The organism is Klebsiella sp. RHBSTW-00215 (assembly GCF_014103785.1).
Lineage (GTDB): Bacteria > Pseudomonadota > Gammaproteobacteria > Enterobacterales > Enterobacteriaceae > Klebsiella.
In genome coordinates this window covers 1,702,000-1,721,766 of record NZ_JABXQS010000001.1, presented here as the reverse complement: position 1 = coordinate 1,721,766, position 19,767 = coordinate 1,702,000, and the positions used below count along the sequence as shown (strand labels likewise).

The following is a 19,767-nucleotide window of genomic DNA, read 5'->3' as shown; positions in this document are numbered from 1 at the left end:
ATTCCCTCTTTATTTTTTGTATTCATGCCTGTTTACCCGATTGTGCGAAAGAGCGGGAAAAAGGTCCCGGCCCGCTAAGGGTAAATACAGAAATCAGCGTAAAGCTCAGCGCAATTATCCCTAACACCAGATAAGCCCCCTGGAAGCCAATACTCTCATACATATTCCCGGCCAGAACGGACATGAAAATCATCGCTAACTGCTTGAAGAAGCAGAAACAGACCAGATAAATCGTGGCGGAGAAACGGACTTCAAACTGGCTGGTGATGTATTTGAAGCAGCCGACGATCAGGAACGGTATTTCAAACATATGCAGCGTTTTGAGGATCACGACCTCCAGTGCGGAGGAGGCGAAAGACGAGCCGATAATCCTTACCGACATGATCGTGCCTGCCAGCAGCAAAGCGTTCTTTCCGCCAATACGATTCACAATCAGCGGCGCAAAGAACATGATGCTGGCATTCAGTAACTCACCCATGGTGGTGACGTAGCCGAATACGCGGGTACCTTGTTCACCGGTAGCAAAAAAAGAGGTGAAGAAGTTAGCAAACTGCTGGTCAAATACATCGTAAGTACAGGAGACGCCGACCACGTACAACGAGAGGAACCAGAGTTTAGGCTGTTTAAATAACTCCAGCGCCAGCTTCAGGCTGAAAGCTGAGTTGTTGGCCCCCACCGCATCGGCGACCTTCGCAGAAGAAGGCGCATCTGTTTTTGAAAAGAACAGCAGCAATGCCAGAATAACGGCGCAACCGGAACCCAGCCAGAAGACAAACTGGTTATTGATGGTGAACATAATTCCGGCAATCGAGGCGCATAGCGCCCAGCCTACGCAGCCAAACATACGGGCGCGGCCAAATTCAAAGTTGCTCCGGCGGCTGGCTTTTTCAATATAGGCTTCAATCGCCGGTGCGCCGGCATTGTAAATAAAGCCAAGGTAGATCCCGCCAACAATCGACCCCAGTAAAATATTTACCTGTAATAAGGGACCAAAAACGTAAATAAAGAACGGGGCGAACATCACCAGCATCCCGGTAATGATCCACAACAGGTGTTTACGCAGACCAAGCTTATCGGAGAGCAGACCGAAGGCAGGCTGGAACAGGAGCGAAAAGAGTGAAATACAGGCGAAAATGATCCCGGTATCCCCTTTGCTTATATGGTTTACATCGTGTAACCAGATAGGAAAGAAAGGGAAATAAGCACCCATGATAAAAAAGTAGAAGAAGAAGAAAAAGCCGAACATCCAAAAGTTAGTGTTTTTTAAATAGTACATATGGACTTCCTTACCCTGAATACGGGCAGGTCTGCACCTGCCCGAGTGTTATTATTTTTGACCCCAGACCAGCTGGTAGTGGTAGCGTCCGGCGCTAAGTAGGAATTCCGGCGAAACCGAAGGACTCCACGAGTCATCGCCGCCGACGCCCATATGGAAACCATCAATATTGAGCCAGGTCCCGGCTTCCGGCTGTAGTAGATGGCGGTGGCTGGTCTCCATCAACTGTTTCTGCCCGTAGCGGCTGATGTTGAACAGGAAATCACCACGCCAGCAGTGCGGGCCGTACTTGAGTTCACGGGTTCCACAGCGCAGACCATTTTCAGTCGGGAAAACATACGGGGTATACATCTCCTCCAGCGACAGATCCCAGCGGTCAAAGCAGGCAGCGGAAAGCCTGTCCGGATAGTTTTCATGCGGCCCTAATCCCAGCCAGTTAACCCGCTCAGCCACCTGCGCGAGCTGGCAGCTCAGACCGATACGTGCCGGGTGAGGCGTGCCGCTGGCAACGTCAACGTAGACCTCTATTCGCATCTCGCTGTTGCCGTCGATACGGTACGTTTTGCGGCTGACGAACAGCGTTTCCCCCTGATACTGCCAGGCATGAGCGGTGGTTATCTGTACTGCATTGACCAGTGCGTCGGCATCGCATTGCAGCAATGTGGCTTTGGCCTGGTAGTGACCGGCGACCTTCCAGCGCTCCACCCAGGCGTTAGGATCAATGCGGGTTGACTCGCTCACGCCGATGTCGTTATCCAACGGCGCGCGCGTAAACTGGTCAATAAGCGGCGTCAACAGTTGTGCTTCTTCGCCAATCCAGTACTGCGTCAATACGCCCTGCTGGCGGTTAAACTCCCAACGCTTCTCGTTCACTGTGATGCTGAATGTGCTCTCGCTGGCAGTGAGCTTTGGCGCGTGGTTGGCGGGCTGCGGCAGCTGCGTACCGAGTTTCTCGTCGAGCTTCCATTGTTGCCAGGCGCAAATATGTCCGGCCTGCGACCATGCGGTTGCTTGAGGCTGTTCAACGCGAACGGTCAGCCACAGCTGGCCTGTGGTTTCCGGTTTCGGGAAGTCCGGCAGCGCGATGACCTGACGCCCCTGCGGCGGGATATCCAGCGTCACCACGCCTGAAGCCAGTGGATTACCATCCAGCGCCAGCGACCAGTGCAGAACCTCGTTATCGCTGTGGCGGAACAGGTATTCGCTGGTGACTTCAATCTTACGTTCGGCCCCCGGCAGCAGCGCAAACTGGAAAAATTGCTGTTCATGTTTGGCTTCATACAATGCCGGATGCGGCGTGCGATCGGCAAATACCAGGCCATTCATGCAGAACTGGCGATCGTTAGGCGTGTCGCCAAAATCACCGCCATACGCAGACCACGGCTTGCCATCAGCATCGTGTTTGATAAGCGACTGATCCACCCAGTCCCAGACGAAGCCCCCCTGCAAACGCGGATACTGGCGGAATGCCTGCCAGTATTTGGCGAAGCCGCCGAAACTGTTACCCATCGCGTGAGCATATTCGCAGAGGATCAGCGGGCGCTGCTCTCCGGGTAGCGACAGCCACTTTTTGATTGACCATTTCGGCACGGCAGGAAAAGGCTGATCCTGATCGACGCGGGCGTACATCGGGCAAATAATATCGGTGGCGGCAGTGTTGGCTCCGCCGCCTTCATACTGCACCGGGCGGGACGGATCTTCTGATTTTAACCAACGATACAGCGCGTCATGATTTATACCGTGACCCGATTCGTTACCCAATGACCAGATAATAATGCTCGGATGGTTGCGATCGCGCTGCACCATCCGCGTCACGCGCTGGCTCATGGCGGGCAGCCAGTCGGGATCGTCGGTCAGGCGATTCATCGGCACCATTCCGTGAGTTTCGATGTTGGCTTCATCCACCACATACAGGCCATAGCGATCGCACAATGTGTACCACATCGGGTGGTTCGGGTAATGAGAGCAGCGCACGGCGTTAAAGTTGTTCTGCTTCATCAGGAGAATGTCCTGCACCATCGTCGCCTCGTCCATCACCTGACCGTTCTCCGGGTGATGTTCATGACGGTTGGTGCCGCGAATCAGCAATGGCTTGCCGTTCAACAGCAGCAGGCCGTTTTCAATGCTGACCTGACGGAAGCCAACGTCACAGGCTTCAGCTTCCAGCAGCGTACCGTCGGCGGTATGCAGTTGCACCACGGCACGATACAGATTCGGCGTCTCGGCGCTCCATAATGCTGGGTTTTCGACGTTCAGACGCAGGGTGATTCGGTCATGGTAAGCGCCGCGCTCATCAATGATGTCACTGCCTAATGGGGCGTTTTTTTCGCCGACTAACGTTTCGCCATCCCACAGCTGTACCGTCACGCGTAAATTATCGCGCAGCTCGCCCTTCACCCGGACTTCCGCTTCCAGAACCGCGCGGCTAAAGTCATCGTTGAAACGGGTGTTGATCCGCAGGTCGCTGATTTGCGTGGTGGGTTTATGCAGCAAAGCAACATCGCGGAAAATCCCGCTCATCCGCCACATGTCCTGGTCTTCCAGATAGCTACCATCGCTCCAGCGCAGCACCATGACCGCCAGACGGTTTTCGCCACTGTGCAAATAATCGCTAAGATCAAATTCAGACGGCAGGCGGCTGTCCTGCCCATAGCCCACCCAGCGCCCGTTGCACCACAGATGGAACGCGGAATTCACACCATCAAAGATAATTCGCGTTTGTCCTTCCTGAAGCCAGGCCTCGTCAACACAAAATGTGAGCGAGTAACAACCTGTGGGGTTGTCAGTCGGTACAAATGGCGGGTTAACCGGAATGGGATAGGTGACGTTGGTATAAATCGGTGCATCATAACCGTCCATCTGCCAGTTGGACGGTACGTTGATGGTATCCGCCTGCGGCAGATCGCTTGTCAGCCAACTTTCCGGCACCGCTTCAGGCGAGGAAAACCAGGTAAATTGCCACTGTCCGTTCAGACTGAATTTTTGTGCAGATTTCCGATTAGCGCGAGCGTCATCAGCATTCTGCCAACTGTAAAAAGGAGGGTGCGCCTCCAGGCGGTTGAGTTGCGTTACGCCTGGGTTTTCCCAGTCGCGTCGAGCCAGCACCGCGGCGAGTGAATCTATGTTCAGGGGCATAGCTGTATCCTTTTAGAAATTGTTATCCGCTCACAATTTAAATCAAAATAGAGGTATAACGTCATTTCTGTAAAGGATGAGATGAGCAATGAGTGAACTCACTCACACAATTTTACTCGTTCATATTTTGGGCGATAGCTGGGAAATCTGACGAGCAAGCTGAATCAGTGAATCGGCGAGGGCCTCAGGGGAGGTCGTGTGGTTGTTGGGAGGCCGAACGGTTTTACGTTGAATCAATGACACGGGCAGTAGCTGGTTGCTAGTCGCGGGTTCTCCGCCAGAGAGTTGCAGCAGTTTGTCTACACTCGTTTTGCCGAGCAGCGAAAAATCCTGCCTGATGGTCGTCAGCGGTGGGATATAGCAGGCGCTATCCTCAGTATCGTCATAACCAATAACGGAAATGTCGCTCGCCACGCGTAGACCAAATTCGCTAATCGCCCGCATCGCGCCCAGCGCCATCTGATCGTTAGCCACCAGTATGGCGGAGGGGATCGTCCCGTCATTAAGCATTTGCTGAGTTTGCTGAAAACCGGACATCGCGCTCCAGTCGCCTTCTGTTTCAGCAACCGGCTGTAGCTGATAGTGCGCCAGATATTTATGCCAGCCTGCGAGTCTCAGCCGCGCGGAAACCGAAGAATGCGGCCCGGCCAGTAGCGCAATGCGCTGATGCCCATGCTCTACCAGATGTTCAACACCCAGACGCGCGCCGTCATCGTGAGAAAAAATAATGCTGTTAATGGGGGACTGGTCGGAAACGTCGAGAAAGAGTACCGGCACGTTGCCGCAGCTTGCCGCCACCGCAATAGCGTCATTTTCATCGAGCGGATAGTTAACGATTAAACCGGTTACCCGTTGCGTCAGCAGGTTATGTACCGCCGCTTTGCAGGCTTCAACACCGTTGCGCTCCACCATGGCAATCACGACGCTGGCGCCTGATCTGTCGGCGCGAGATTTAATGGCTGCAACAATTTGTGATGGCGCATGTAGCGCGAGATTAGAAGTCGCGACGCCAATAAGCGGCGTCTGTTTTCCCGCCAGCTGCTGCGCAACGCGATTGGGGATGTAATTCAGCTCCGCCATCGCGGCTTCAACTTTTTCACGGGTTTTAGCGGAAACATGGTCAGCCTGATTCACCACACGGGAAACGGTCTGGTAGGAGACCCCCGCGTGATCTGCGACATCGTATAGCGTTACCTGTTTCACATTCATCACCCTGATTTTACTGTTGTCTGCACGCTATGATGCCATACTCCACCAGGCTTTCACTATGTCGCAGACGAGTGAATTGCATGATACATAGGGGGTTCTATAGACCTTCTGGCAATCTCAATGCTGCGCTCCGCAGCATTTTTTATATTTACGCCCGCTGCCGCACGGACAAGGGTCGTTGCGGGTGGCCGATATCGGCTGCTGCTGAGCCTCTTTCGCCAGCCATTGCATAATCGCCGGAAGCGGATAGCCATTATCCAGAAGCTGCCGCCAGACGTTCATATAAGGCGTCACGTGCTTGAAAAAGTGCTTATAGCCCGCGCACAGATAGTTGTGGCCAGGACGCCCGCTCGGCGAAACGGCAAAACGGTGCTTCGGACAGCCGCCATGGCAAACAAAGCGAAACTCGCAGCTGCGGCAATCCGCCGTCAGCGTCTCTTTTTTGGCCTGACCAAAGGCGATAGCTTGTTCGCTATTGTTTAACTCACGAATGCTCTGCTGGTGAATATTACCCAGCTTATGCTCCGGATAAACAAAGTGATCGCAGTTATACAGATCGCCGTTCGATTCCAGCGCGAAAGCATGTCCGCAGGTTTGGGAATGCACGCACAACACCGGCGGCTGACCGCTCCACGCCGCTAACGCAACGTCAAACATCTGCACGTAGACGCTATCGACGTCGCGTCGTACCCAGATATCGAAAATTTGGTTCAGGAATTCACCGAACTGCCAGGAGGGCACCGTCCAGGGCGCGAGTCTTGCCGCGCTCTCTCCCGGCAGCACCAGCTGCAGCGGCGACGAGGCGTCGCTGCTCATGCGCTCGACCAGCGGAATAAACTGCATATAGCGTGAGCCCGCCGCCAGCAGGAAGTCATAGACCTCGCGGGCGTGATCGACGTTATGCTTGCCGACCACCGTCAGGGTGTTGAACTCGACGTTATGCGCCTTCAGCAGCGCCATTGCCGCAACGACCTTATCGTGAGTTCCCTTTCCGGCGCGGTTGACGCGGTACTGGTTATGCAGATGCGCAGGGCCGTCTATCGACAATCCCACCAGAAAACGCTGCTCGGCAAAAAATTGCGCCCACTCATCGTCCACCAGCACGCCGTTGGTTTGCAGGGCATGATCAATCTTTTTGCCGTTGGCGTATTTATCACAAAGCTCAACGACGCGGCGAAAGAACGCCAGCCCCATCATCGTCGGCTCACCGCCTTGCCAGGCAAAGGTCACCGCATCGCCAGACTGGGCCTCAATATGCTGGCGAATATAGTTTTCCAGCGTCTCGTCGGACATGCGCCAGTTTTTATTGCGTTCTGGATAAAGCGCTTCTTTTTCCAGATAAAAGCAGTAGGTGCAATCGATGTTACACACCGAGCCGCTCGGTTTTGCCATCACGTGGCAGCCATTGATCATGCTGATTTTCCCTGATTCGATGGCCCGGTATACTCTGCCATTAGTTATTCTCGACAACGTACTGATAGCAGCTGGCGATATGGCGGGCGATGGTGTATTCCACCAGCTCGCCACGATCGTTAAAGCCCAGACGGGTCTTCACCAGCAGCGGCTCCCCTGCGGCAACCTGCAAAATATCGCAGTCCTGCGCGGTGGGCAGCTCGGCGGTAATCGTATCTTTATAACCTTCGATGTTCTCGCCGCGCAGCTCCAGCGCGCTGTACAACCCTTCTTTAAACGCTTCTAACGTCAATTCGCCCAGACGCGGCGTTAGCCAGATGTAGTTTACCTGCGCGGGGAGTTCATTTTGCCGATAAATCGTGCGGGTGAGACGCTGAATTTTCTGCTCCGCCGGGAGAGCGAATGCCTGCGCCACGTCCGGCGGCGGCAAAAGATGTTCCAGTGTCAGATTGTGTCGCGAAATAGAGTGCTGCTGCTGGCCGTCGACCAGCCGGATGCGGGTCTTTACTCCCTGTTTCTCGGAGGTGCTGATGACCATCGTGCCGATACCTGCCTGGCGTTTTACCAGCCCTTTGGCTGCCAGTTCAGCCAGCGCGCGACGCGCCGTAATGCGGCTGACGCCAAAAAGCTCTTCAAACTCGGCTTCGGTAGGCAGGACATCATTCTTCTTGTAGGCCCCACTTCTCAGCTTCTCCAGCAGAATATCGTAAAGCTGAGCGTATAAAGGCTTCGCACCGCGAGAATAGTCCAGTTCTTCTTTCATTAACTTGGCACTCCTGTTCCCCGGCCGCAGCCGGGGCTACCCCTTAATCAAGTCGCATTTCTAGCGCCATCTTATAGTACACGCTCTGATGCTGCTCCTCTGGAACATCGTTCTGCACGAAAGCCCACAAATTTTCCCGATCCCATGTTGGCTGGCAGGATGACTGAAGCTTCTCTGCGAGCGCATGCTGACCGCTACCTTCCAGATGCTGCAGCAGCGCAAACAGGCCGTAGCGCACCTGCGGCGCAAAGGCGGCCAGCTCCGGCAGCAGATGCGGATCCAGCCCCAGCAGCGGACTTTGCGCATCATCCAGGCCATAGCGCGCATAGAGTTCAGCGGGCGCATCGTTTTCCTGCATCATGCGAATCATCTGCTCCACTAGCCGCCGCGCGACCTGTTCATCACGGCACTGGGTTTGCTGCGTCGGGTCAGACTCTAAGTCATACAGACGATGACCAAAGCGATCGGCACCGCGGGTCATCACCGACTCGGCGGGGATTTTCATCACCGGGCAGCCTTTGGTAAAGCTAAATGGAGGATGCAGCGTCGTCTCCCGCAGCTCCTGCGGCGTAAAACGGCGATTAATGCGCGTCGGCATCAGCGTGTATTCGTACAGGCCATCGATGCCTTGTTCAATGGGCGAGCGCATATAAACATAGCGACCATCGGTAATATTGATATGGCAGCCGTGATAGCCAAACAGGGCATAGTCACGCACTGGCGTATCGTCGCACAGCGCGGGAAGCAGCGACATGCCCTGCATATCTGCCGGTTTATCCAGACCGAAGCAGTCCAGCAGCGTCGCCGGAATGTCAATTGTTTGCGCCAGCGCCTGGCGGGATTCGCCCGCACCGCCGTACTGCGGGTGCCAGATAAATAAAGGAATATTCGCCACTTCGTTATACAGCGGCATGATATTTTTTCCCCACCACTCGTGCTCACCGAGCAGAAAACCGTGGTCGGTATTGACGATCAGCATCGTATCACGCCACAGGTCGTAGCGATCCATATGGTCCAGCACCTTGCCAACATACGCATCGACCATGGTTAGCAGCGCCATATAATACTTCTGGATCAAACTCTTGCGTTCGGCGCTTTCGGTAACAAAGTAGTACGGCGGCCAGCCGTCGAACTGCGAAGGATCGTCAATGCCGTACATCTTCAGGTACTTTTCCGGCACGAAAAACGGCTCATGCGGATCGAAACACTCCAGTTGTAAAAACCAGTTATCGCTGGCGTGGTTGGTATCAATAAACTCCAGCCCTTTGCCGATCGTCCGCGCCAGATGATGATCTTCTTCGTTGTGCATAAACTGCACGTTGATCTGATGCTGTACCCGACTGGCGATCTTCCGCTGCTTGATCTCCTCCGGCTCGCCGGATTCGTAGCGATATTCTGGCTTATCAACGACGCCTTTCCAGGCGTCGCCCTCCTGACCACGCACAAATTCGTAGGTGCTGTAGCGCGAATGATAGGTCGCCCCGCCGTCGCGCCAGTAGTGCTTGTGGTCCGTCACCAGATGAGTGTGAATGCCGTTTTTCTTCAGCAGCTCCGGAACCGAATCATCGAACGGTTCGATCGGCGACCAGCCGCGGTGTAAAAAATTATAGCGTCCGGTATGCAGTTCCCGGCGGGCGGGCATACAGGGCATGCTGCCGACGTAGCCGTTATCGAAACGGACCGTGCGTTCCTTCAGCCGCTGAAAATTCGGCGTAATCGCCCGATCGCTGCCGTAGGCCGACAGCAGGCGCTTATTCAGCGAATCAAACATCAACATAATCGCTTTCATGCTTTACTCCTTAATCCTTCCTTCACGCCGTTTCTTTATCGTAACCGCGCATTTTGCCAACGATGTAAGTCAGTACAAAAGCCGCGGCGCAGCCGACCAGCCAGGAAATGATGTACTGCAAATATTTACCGTCAGCGATGAGCGGCAGCGCGGATAGCCCGGCTGCGCCAACGCCGTTGGTCGAGACGCCCAGCAGCACCACCATCATTCCGCCGAAACCTGCGCCGATGGAGCCGGTAATAAAGGCGAATCCGGCCGGAATATTGACGCCGAAAATGGTGGGTTCGCCTACTGCCAGAATGGAGGTTGGGATTGCGCCTCTGGCGATTTTCTTCATCACCGGATCGCGGGTCAGCAGCAGTACCGCCGTCGCCGCGCCGACCATTCCGGCATTGGACATGATCTGGATGGCGAACAGCGGCGCGTGGCCGGTAGCGTTAATCATCTCAAGATGGATTGGAAACAGGCCGTGGTGCAGGCCGAGCGAAATCAGGAACGGGAACAGCGCCGAGAGCACAAAGCCCGCTGCGATGCCGCCGGTAGAAAGCAGGCCGTTCAGCCCGTGCAGAATGCCGTTAGAAACCACGCCCGCCACGGGCATAATCACCAGCAGCAGCGCCGCAGCCATCACCACCAGCACGATAGTCGGCGTCACCACCACATCCACAATATCCGGCACAAAGCGCCGAACCTGTTTTTCCAGCAGGCACATTAGCCATGCGCAGAGAATGACGCCAATCAGCCCGCCCTGCCCCGGGATCAGCCCCAGCGCGGTAATCTGTGGCACAATAGTGATCGCCCCCAGCAGGCCTCCCATCACCGCGTTGCCGTCAAACTCCTTCGCCGCCGTCACCCCGGTATAGATGGCGAGGAAACCGAACAGCGCCTTCGAGACGATATCGAGAAACTGGCTCACGCCCAGCATGTGCCGCTGGTCGAGTACTACCTGAGTCGGCGACAGATCCCCCAGCGCCGCGACGTGATGCGCCAGCGCCCAGGAAGCAGCGGAGTTGACCAGCACGTTGTTAATACCCATCAGGATACCGGCCGCAATCAGCGACGGTAGAATTGGTACAAAGATATTGGCGATATGTTTGAGGATAACTTTGGTGCGGGTCTGCTTTTTCGCTTTCTCCCGCGCGAGCTTTGCTTTTTGCTCTACGCTGCTGAGCGGCGCGTCACCCGCAGGCTGGTCTTTCAGCAGCGCGTTAATCACATTCGCAACTTTGGTCGATTTCCCCGGCCCGACGATCACCTGCAAGGTATCGTCCTCCACTACGCCGAGCACGCCGTCGATACTTTTGAGCGCGGCGATATCCACCTGTGATTGCTCACCGATGGTCATTCGGACGCGGGTCATACAGTTGGTGACATGCAGCAAATTCGACAGGCCACCGCAGTGCTTCACAATCGCATTTCCCACCTGGTTGTAGTCCATACAGAGGTTCCTTTATTATTTTGGTGGCAATTGTTATAACAATATAATGTTATTACGTTTGTGAGGACGATCATAAAGGCGAATTAACGATCGTTTTTGGCGGGGGAATAATGAGAAAAGGAGGCCGAAGCCTCCCACAGTTTGATTTATAGCGTGTGCTGCATTTTGTCGGGTGGCGGCTAGCGCCTTACCCGACGGGTTCACCATCGTCTGCGAGCCGGGTAATTCTACCTTACCCCTGACGCAGGTTCTGCGCGGCTTTGACCATGTTAGCCAGCGCGGCACGGGTTTCCGGCCAGCCGCGGGTTTTCAGGCCGCAGTCCGGGTTCACCCACAGGCGCTCTGCCGGGATACGCTGCTCCGCTTTCTTCAGCAGGGCTTCGATCCACTCCACGCTTGGGACGTTCGGCGAGTGAATATCGTAGACGCCCGGCCCGATTTCGTTCGGATAGTCGAACTCTTCGAACGACTCCAGCAGCTCCATGTCGGAACGCGAGGTCTCGATGGTGATGACGTCGGCATCCAGAGCGGCAATGGAATCCATAATGTCGTTAAACTCGCAATAACACATATGGGTGTGGATCTGGGTGTCATCCTGCGCCACGGCGGCGTTGATGCGGAAAACTTCGACGCCCCACGCCAGGTAGGCATCCCAGTCGCTGCGCTTCAGCGGCAGACCTTCGCGCAGCGCCGGTTCGTCAATCTGGATAATACCGATCCCGGCGGCTTCCAGGTCTGCTACCTCATCACGCAGCGCCAGCGCAATCTGCTTGGCAATGGTTTCACGGCTGACGTCTTCGCGCGGGAATGACCAGCAAAGAATGGTCACCGGACCGGTCAGCATGCCTTTTACCGGTTTGTCGGTCAGCGACTGGGCGTATTTTGCCCACTCAACGGTGATCGCTTGCGGGCGGCTAACATCGCCGATCACTACTGGCGGTTTAACGCAGCGGGAGCCGTAGCTCTGCACCCAGCCGTTCTGGGTGAAGATAAAACCGTCCAGGTGTTCACCGAAATATTCCACCATGTCGTTACGCTCGGCTTCACCGTGCACCAGCACGTCCAGCCCCAGGCGCTCCTGCTCCACAATCGCCTGCTTGATGTGCTCTGCTATGCCGGTACGATAGTTATTCGCATCGAGATTGCCCTTTTTGAAGTCCAGACGCAGGCCGCGAATTTCCGTGGTTTGCGGGAAAGAGCCGATAGTGGTGGTCGGCCAGGCCGGGAGCTTAAAGCGCGCCCGCTGCGCTTCGGCACGCACCTCATAGGCGCTCGCGCGCTGGCTGTCCTCGGCGGTAATCGCCGCCAGGCGTTTTTCGACCGCCGCGTTATGCACGCGAGTCGAGTGGCGACGGGCCTGAATCGGCGCGCTCCATTCGGTAATTGCGGCAGTATCACCGCTGTTCAGGGCATCACGCAGCAGCGCCAGCTCGGCGCATTTTTGCAAGGCGAAGGCAAACCAGCTCTTCACTTCCGCATCCAGACGAGTTTCCACGCTCAGGTCGATCGGGCTGTGCAGCAGGGAACAAGAAGAAGCCACCCACAGATCGCGTTTACCAACGATGTCTTTAATCTGCGCGTATTTCTCGGTGAGATCGGCGCGCCAGACGTTGCGCCCGTTGATCAGCCCCGCAGAGAGCAACCAGTCGGCAGGCAGACGTTGATGCAGCTCTGCTACGTCATCTTTACCATGGACAAAATCAACGTGCAGACCCTGCACCGGCAGCGCGGTGATGGTCTCAAGGTTCGCCGTAATGCCTTCAAAATAGGTGGTCAGCAGCAGCTTAACCTGGCCTCTAAGCGCCTCATAAGCCGGTTGGAAGGCCGCTAGCCATTCCTGCGGCAGCTCGAGCACCAGCGCTGGTTCATCAATCTGTACCCACTCAATGCCGCGTTTTGCCAGCTCAGCCAGCACCTGCTGGTAAACCGGCAGAATATCGTTCAGCAAGCTCAGGCGGTCGAACTGCTCGCCTTTCACCTTACCGAGCCACAGGTAAGTGACCGGCCCCAGCAGAACGGGTTTGACCTTGTGGCCCAGCGCCAACGCTTCGTCCACTTCATCCAGCAGCTGAGTCCAGGTCAGTTTGAACTGCTGGCCCTTCACGAATTCCGGCACCATGTAGTGGTAGTTGGTGTTAAACCATTTAGTCATTTCCGCTGCGGCAGCCGGTTCACCGGTCGGTGCGCGACCTCGGCCAATGCGGAACAGGGTATCAATATCGACGGAACCGTCTTTGTTCTGATGACGAGCCGGCACGTTGCCGAGCAGCAGGCTGGTGGTCAGAACATGGTCGTACCAGGCGAAATCGCCTACCGGCAGCAGATCAACGCCTGCCTGCTTCTGCTGATCCCAATGGCGAGCACGCAGCTCACGCCCAACCGCCAGCAGTTCTTCACGGGAGCTATTGCCCGCCCAGTAGCTCTCTTGCGCTTTTTTCAGCTCACGACGCAGGCCAACGCGAGGGAAACCGAGGGTGTGATTCAGGATTGTCATGTTATGCCCCTTATGGAATTTTTTGTATTTAGCCATCCAGATGTTTACACATCCATAATTGGCAGTTACTGTATATTCCTCAAGCGCAAATTATTCATGCCGAAGTGAAGGACTTTCATGATCGAAATTAAACACCTGAAAACGCTCCAGGCGTTGCGGAATAGCGGTTCTCTGGCAGGCGCGGCAGCGGCCCTGCACCAGACGCAATCCGCCTTGTCCCACCAGTTCAGCGATCTGGAACAGCGCCTTGGCTTTCGTCTATTTGTGCGTAAAAGCCAGCCGCTGCGCTTTACGCCGCAGGGGGAGATCCTGTTGCAGCTGGCAAACCAGGTGTTGCCGCAAATTAGCCGCGCCTTGCAGGATTGCAATGAGCCGCAGCAAACCCGTCTGCGTATCGCCATCGAATGCCATAGCTGTATTCAATGGCTCACCCCGGCTCTGGAGAATTTCCGCGCCCGCTGGCCGCATGTGGAAGTGGATTTTCAGTCCGGAGTCACCTTTGACCCACAGCCGGGGTTGCAGCAGGGTGAGCTGGATCTGGTGATGACCTCTGATATTCTGCCGCGCAGCGGTCTGCACTATTCACCGATGTTTGATTTTGAAGTGCGTCTGGTGATGGCGCCGGATCATCCGCTGGCGGCAAAAACGCGGATTGCGCCTGAGGATTTAGCCACCGAGCTGCTGCTGATTTACCCGGTGCAGCGCGCGCGCCTGGATATCTGGCGTCACTTTTTACAGCCAGCAGGGATCAGCCCGCAGCTGAAGAGCGTCGACAATACGTTGCTGTTAATTCAGATGGTGGCCGCACGGATGGGTATCGCTGCCCTGCCGCACTGGGTAGTAGAAAACTTTGAACGCCAGGGCCTGGTGGTGACCAAAACCCTGGGCGAGGGACTGTGGAGCCGGCTGTACGCCGCAGTGCGCGATGGCGAGCAGCGGCAGCCGGCCACCGAGGCGTTTATTCGCTCAGCGCGGAACCACGCTTGCGACCACTTACCGTTTGTGAGGAGTGCGGAGCGACCCAACGCCGATGGACCCACAGCGAGGCCAGGATCACCAGAGCTCCAATAATAAAGCTCGGCCAGCGGGGCTGCTCTTGCCAGATAGCAAGGTTCACCAGCAGCCCGGCCGGCACGTGCATATTGTTCATGATGCCGAGCGTACCAGCATCCACCTGGGTGGCACCGTAGTTCCACATAAAATAACCGATTCCCGACGCCGCCACGCCAAGAAAGACCAGAATGCCCCACTGTAGCGACGTTTCCGGCATTTTCTGCGCGTTACCCATCAGAGTCCAGGCAACTACCGCCACCAGAAACGCCCCGATATAAAACCAGGCGAAAGCGTTATGCTGCGGCATCGGGCGCGTTTCCATCAGGCGCTTATAGCCCACCATCCCGATAGCGAAGCTGATGTTGGAGAGCTGTACCAGGATCAGACCGGTCCAGAAATGGTTAGTCACCTGGTCATAACGAATAATTCCTGCGCCAATAACCGCCAGCAGCGCGCTGCAGGCATAGCCCCAGCGCAGGCGACGTCGGCTCATGAGATCGTAGATTAGGGTGATGTAGAGCGGCGTCAGAATGGTAAACAGCAGGAGCTCAGAGACCGTCAAATAGAGGTAGGCGTGGAAGCTCAACATATACATGATGCCAAGCTGCATCGCGCCCACCAGCATATACAAGCCAATAGTGGTCAGGCTTTGTCCACGCGTACGCAGGAAGGGTGAAAACACCAGCGCCGCCAGGCCAACGCGCGCCAGCACCGCGAAATAGCTATCGACATGACCCGCCAGATATTCGCCGTACAGACTAAAGGAAAAGGCCCACAGAATAGTGGTGATAATCAGTAGCGCCACAATGAATGTCTCGTAGAGTAAAGAACACTCATTGTAGCGAAGAGGTCAGTTGACAACTGCTCACTTATAGAGCAATCGTCAATCTTTTTTAGTCGAGATAGAGTTTACGCAGATAGTGCGGAACGGCGTCATCGGCGTTGCTGCCGATCACTTCCAGCTCCGGATGCAGGTCCTTCAGGCGCTGGTGCGCGTTAACCATAATGCAGCCCTTACCCGCCATCGACAGCATTTCCGCATCGTTCATGCCGTCGCCGAAGGCAATGCACTCTTTCAGGCTATAGCCGAGCATTTTCGCCACCGCTTCCAGCGCATGCCCCTTCGACACGCCGCCAGCCATCACTTCCAGGCAGGTCACAGTAGAGAAACTCACGTTTACGCGGTCGCCCCAGCGCGCGTTGATCGCCTGCTCCAGCGGCAATAGCTGCTCATGCTTATCACAGGTGAAAAAGACCTTGCTGATCCCCTCAGGGTCCAGCTCGCCCGGCTCATACAGCTTGTAGTTGAACACCGCCTCTTTGAAGAAACGCATCTCTTCAGGACGATGGCGGTTCATGAACCACTCATCTTCGCGGTAAACGTTGGTCACAATCGCCGGATCGTTGCGCATCATCTCAAACAGGTCGGTGGCGATATCGCGGTCAAGGTTGTGAGCAAAGATCTGATTCCCTTCGCTATCGTGCACCCGCGCACCATTGGAAGTGATCATGTAGGATTTAATGCCGAGATTATCGCGAATTTGCCCAACATCAATGTAATGGCGGCCGGTCGCGAACACAAAGTTGATACCGCGTGCGGTAAGCAGCTTCAGCGTCTCTTTAGCGTAGGGAGTTAAGCAGTGATCGGGGGAAAGCAGCGTGCCATCTAAATCAGACGCAACAACCTGGTACATAAAAATTTTAACCTCTAAGCAGGGCGACTAGCGTTTCGCCAGATTAATTATGTCGACGGAAAAAATCGACGATAGCATTCAGCGCGACTGAGCGCAGGGCGTCCTTTTCAAAAAGGATCTCATGGTATGCCCCTTCTATGACAAACGGCTTATTCCCTTCGCAGGGATGACCGGCAGCGGCACGGAGTTCACAGTAGCGATCGTGCATACGGTTATCAACCACCCGCTCTTCTTCAGCCTGGAGCAACAAAGTTGGCGTGACGTCTTTTTCTACACCAGCCAACACCTCTTCGCCCGCGAGGATCCCCTCACGCACCCAGTGGAACGTCGGCCCGCCGACCCGCAGCTGCGGGTCATCGGCATAAAAACGCAGGTTGCGACGATAACGTTGACGGCTATGCGTCAGCACGTTGACCGCATAGGGCAACGCCCGCCAGCGGCCGGTACCGATGGCATACTCTTCGCGAATGCGCTGATGGCCCTCAGCCCAATCGAGAATATGGCGCACCATCCAGTCAGGAAAACGCATGACAATCCCGAACATCGGCGCGCAGAGCGCTATCGCGTCACAATGCTGCTGGTGACGCTGCAAAAATAGCGTCGCAATAGCACCGCCCATCGAGTGAGCCAGTATATACCGTTTCCGCCAGTGCCCCGGAACCACTTCCTGTTGCCAGAATGCGGCAAGATCATCAACGTAATCGCTGAAATTGACGACGTGTCCACGGTGGCTATCAGAAAGCATCCGTCCGGAACGACCCTGCCCGCGATGATCGATAATCATCACATCAAAACCGCAATGGAAGAGATCGTAAGCCAGCTCGGCATACTTAACGTAGCTTTCAATGCGACCCGGACAGATAACAATCACCCGGTCATTACTTTTGGCGCAGAAGCGAACAAAGCGCACCGGAACATTATCCACGCCCCTGAACTCCGCTTCTTCTCGCTGACGCCAGAAATCGGTCAGTGGCCCCATGGTAAAGGCCGCGAACGCGTTTTCTCGTGTTTCCCAGTCCTTTTGCTGCAAAAACATCGGGCTTACACCCCTGATAACCGCTGAAAATCGTTTTTTTATCGTGTATCACACAATGCTTACACAATAGCGTATTGTGGCATAAAAACAGACAATCAGGGAGTTTCTCATGACGTTCGAGTGGTGGTTTGCCTATCTGCTGACATCTATTATTCTCAGCCTGTCGCCGGGTTCCGGGGCAATTAATACCATGACCACCTCAATTAACCATGGCTATCGCGGTGCGGCGGCCTCTATTGCTGGTCTACAGACCGGACTGGGCATTCATATCGTGCTGGTCGGCGTCGGTTTGGGTACGCTATTTTCCCGCTCGCTGTTAGCCTTTGAAATCCTCAAATGGGCGGGTGCTGCCTATCTTATCTGGCTTGGGATTCAGCAATGGCGGGCCGCGGGTTCAATCGATCTCAATACCCTGGCGAAAGCGCAAACTCGTGGGAAACTCTTTAAACGCGCGGTGTTCGTCAACCTGACCAACCCGAAAAGCATCGTGTTTCTCGCCGCTCTCTTCCCGCAGTTTATCGTGCCCAATCAGCCTCAGGTGATGCAGTACCTCGTACTCGGCACCACCACTATCGTGGTCGATATCATTGTGATGATTGGCTATGCGACGCTGGCCCAACGCATCGCGGCGTGGATTAAGGGGCCGAAACAGATGAAGGCGCTGAACAAGGTATTCGGCTCGCTGTTTATGCTGGTCGGGGCGCTGCTGGCTTCCGCCCGTCACGCCTGATGAATGGAATCACGCTCGCAATTTGAGGTTCACCTTGTGGACGCAGCAACATCGTCACTCGAGGGCGCACGCAAAGAGAGAAGATAATTCTTTTGCGTACTGTCGACCCCGCAGCGCCAATGGCAGAATGCCGCCTGATGCTCTTATTCATGGACGAAAATAATGGCGGAAGCGGCAACTCCACATGATGCGGTATTCAGAACCTTTCTCTCCCGCGTGGAAACCGCGCGGGACTTTATTGAGATCCACCTGCCGCCCTCGTTAATTCAGATTTGCAAACTGGATACGCTGCGCCTGGAATCAGGGAGCTTTATTGAAGACGACCTGCGGCCTTATTACAGCGATATACTCTATTCACTGGAGACCACCAGCGGTCAGGGCTACGTGCATGTCCTGATTGAACACCAAAGCTCGCCCGATAAACTGATGGCGTTTCGCTTGATGCGTTACGCTATCGCCGCCATGCAGAGGCATCTCGAGAATGGGCACAAGACGCTGCCGCTGGTGATCCCGATACTCTTTTATCAGGGACGGCGAAGCCCCTACCCCTGGTCCCTGAATTGGCTGGAAAGCTTTGCCGATCCGGATACTGCGCGCCTGCTTTACGCCAATGCCTTTCCGCTGGTGGATATCACCGTTATCCCCGACGACGAAATCATGCAGCACCGCAGCATGGCGGCCCTGACGCTGGTGCAAAAGCATATTCGCCAGCGTGAGATGGCTGAGCTTCTGGACAAGCTCACCAGCCTGCTGATGCTCGAACAGATGAGCAGACAACAAATTACCGTACTGATAAAATATATGACCCAGGCGGGAGAAGAGCAGGACGTTCGGCCGCTATTATATGAGCTGGCACAGCGGGTGCCGCAGCATGGAGAAGTTCTGATGACTCTGGCAGAAAAGTGGCTCGAGGAAGGTATGAAGGAAGGCATAAAAAACGGCAAGCGCGCCGCCTTTATGGAAGTCGCAAAAGCAATGCTCAACCGGGGCATCGATGATACTGCGGTTATGGAAATGACCGGTCTCACGCCTGACGATTTGCAGCAGCTCCGTCATTAATACCCGGCCCGCCCGTAAACCCCTGGACGGGCCGCAGGATACTTAGCGTGAAATAATCAAATGAATACCAAAACCGGCAAATAGCGTGCCGGCAAAGCCGTCGATCCACTTCGCCATCCGCTGATAGCCGCGGCGCATCCCCGGCAGGGCAAACAGGCTGGCGACTACCGTAAACCAGGCCAGCGTCTCCAGCACGATCAGCAGGAAAATGCCCCAGCGCGCGCTGGCGGTAACGTCGTCGCCAACAAACAGCGAGAACACAGAACCGAAGTAAATAATCGCTTTCGGGTTCGCCAGATTGGTGAGTAGCCCCTTCAGGAAACTGCGACCGCTACGCGCCAGCTCAACCTGTGGCTCCGCCGCCGCGACGTCGCTTTTCTTCAGCGCGCCGCGCAGCATCTGGAAGCCCATCCAGCACAGATACAGCCCGCCACCGACCATGATAATGGTGTGCAGCCAGGCCATTTTCTCGATAATTAGGTTCAGGCCGAGCAGCGCCACGCCCGCCCACACCATCACGCCGCAGGTGATCCCCAGGACGCCCATCATCGCCTCTTTGCGGGAGCGACTAACGGCGGTTTGTGAGACAAAGAAAAAATCCGGTCCCGGACTCATCAGCGCAATGATATGCACCAGCGCCACGGTGAGGAAAAGCGTCAACATGATTAACTCGCAGGA

At 55.4% G+C, this 19,767-nt stretch carries 15 protein-coding genes; 3 read left to right on the top strand and 12 right to left on the bottom strand.

Annotated elements, in window-relative coordinates; genetic code table 11:
• Window positions 1-22: 22 nt before the first annotated feature.
• The 8 genes from HV127_RS08200 to metE form a co-directional block, all read right to left on the bottom strand.
• Window positions 23-1,276 (bottom strand): MFS transporter, encoded by a 1,254-nt coding sequence (locus HV127_RS08200; RefSeq protein WP_182235578.1) that lies wholly within the window; start codon window positions 1,274-1,276, stop codon window positions 23-25.
• A 51-nt stretch (window positions 1,277-1,327) separates the two neighbouring features.
• Window positions 1,328-4,411 (bottom strand): beta-galactosidase, encoded by a 3,084-nt coding sequence (locus HV127_RS08195; RefSeq protein ID WP_182235577.1) that lies wholly within the window; start codon window positions 4,409-4,411, stop codon window positions 1,328-1,330.
• Between the two features lie 120 nt (window positions 4,412-4,531).
• On the bottom strand, window positions 4,532-5,614 hold the full coding sequence (locus HV127_RS08190) for a LacI family DNA-binding transcriptional regulator (protein ID WP_182235576.1): 1,083 nt from the start codon (window positions 5,612-5,614) through the stop codon (window positions 4,532-4,534).
• A 123-nt stretch (window positions 5,615-5,737) separates the two neighbouring features.
• A complete protein-coding gene (locus HV127_RS08185; protein WP_182235575.1) occupies window positions 5,738-7,033 on the bottom strand; it encodes an anaerobic sulfatase maturase in 1,296 nt (431 codons plus the stop codon).
• A gap of 40 nt (window positions 7,034-7,073) precedes the next feature.
• Window positions 7,074-7,796: a GntR family transcriptional regulator gene (locus HV127_RS08180; RefSeq protein ID WP_182235574.1), complete on the bottom strand. Its 723-nt coding sequence runs from the start codon at window positions 7,794-7,796 to the stop codon at window positions 7,074-7,076.
• 43 nt (window positions 7,797-7,839) lie between these two features.
• The gene (locus HV127_RS08175) at window positions 7,840-9,585 is read right to left on the bottom strand and encodes a sulfatase (RefSeq protein ID WP_182235573.1); all 1,746 of its coding nucleotides are present in this window, start codon (window positions 9,583-9,585) and stop codon (window positions 7,840-7,842) included.
• A gap of 22 nt (window positions 9,586-9,607) precedes the next feature.
• Entirely contained in the window at window positions 9,608-11,023 is a 1,416-nt protein-coding gene (locus HV127_RS08170) for a PTS transporter subunit EIIC (RefSeq protein ID WP_182235572.1), read from the bottom strand.
• A 232-nt stretch (window positions 11,024-11,255) separates the two neighbouring features.
• A complete protein-coding gene (gene metE / locus HV127_RS08165; protein ID WP_182235571.1) occupies window positions 11,256-13,517 on the bottom strand; it encodes a 5-methyltetrahydropteroyltriglutamate--homocysteine S-methyltransferase in 2,262 nt (753 codons plus the stop codon).
• 117 nt (window positions 13,518-13,634) lie between these two features.
• On the opposite strand from metE, the gene metR reads away from it, so the two are divergent.
• The gene (metR, locus tag HV127_RS08160) at window positions 13,635-14,588 is read left to right on the top strand and encodes an HTH-type transcriptional regulator MetR (protein WP_182235570.1); all 954 of its coding nucleotides are present in this window, start codon (window positions 13,635-13,637) and stop codon (window positions 14,586-14,588) included.
• Here metR and HV127_RS08155 read toward each other — a convergent pair.
• The 3 genes from HV127_RS08155 to pldB all read right to left on the bottom strand — a co-directional run bounded on the left by HV127_RS08155 (window position 14,476) and on the right by pldB (window position 17,300).
• Entirely contained in the window at window positions 14,476-15,375 is a 900-nt protein-coding gene (locus HV127_RS08155; protein ID WP_182235569.1) for a carboxylate/amino acid/amine transporter, read from the bottom strand. The genes metR and HV127_RS08155 overlap by 113 nt on opposite strands.
• Before the next feature lie 88 nt (window positions 15,376-15,463).
• Window positions 15,464-16,264, bottom strand: coding sequence for a sugar/pyridoxal phosphate phosphatase YigL (gene yigL, locus HV127_RS08150; protein WP_181484133.1), 801 nt, complete (start codon window positions 16,262-16,264; stop codon window positions 15,464-15,466).
• A gap of 43 nt (window positions 16,265-16,307) precedes the next feature.
• Entirely contained in the window at window positions 16,308-17,300 is a 993-nt protein-coding gene (gene pldB / locus HV127_RS08145) for a lysophospholipase L2 (protein ID WP_182235568.1), read from the bottom strand.
• A gap of 109 nt (window positions 17,301-17,409) precedes the next feature.
• Here pldB and rhtB point away from each other — a divergent pair, with 109 nt between their 5' ends.
• Window positions 17,410-18,030: a homoserine/homoserine lactone efflux protein gene (gene rhtB / locus HV127_RS08140; RefSeq protein ID WP_182235567.1), complete on the top strand. Its 621-nt coding sequence runs from the start codon at window positions 17,410-17,412 to the stop codon at window positions 18,028-18,030.
• A gap of 162 nt (window positions 18,031-18,192) precedes the next feature.
• A complete protein-coding gene (locus HV127_RS08135; protein WP_182235566.1) occupies window positions 18,193-19,089 on the top strand; it encodes an Rpn family recombination-promoting nuclease/putative transposase in 897 nt (298 codons plus the stop codon).
• A 42-nt stretch (window positions 19,090-19,131) separates the two neighbouring features.
• Here the strand turns inward: HV127_RS08135 and rhtC are convergent, their stop codons facing one another.
• Window positions 19,132-19,752, bottom strand: coding sequence for a threonine export protein RhtC (gene rhtC / locus HV127_RS08130; RefSeq protein ID WP_182235565.1), 621 nt, complete (start codon window positions 19,750-19,752; stop codon window positions 19,132-19,134).
• Window positions 19,753-19,767: the final 15 nt, after the last annotated feature.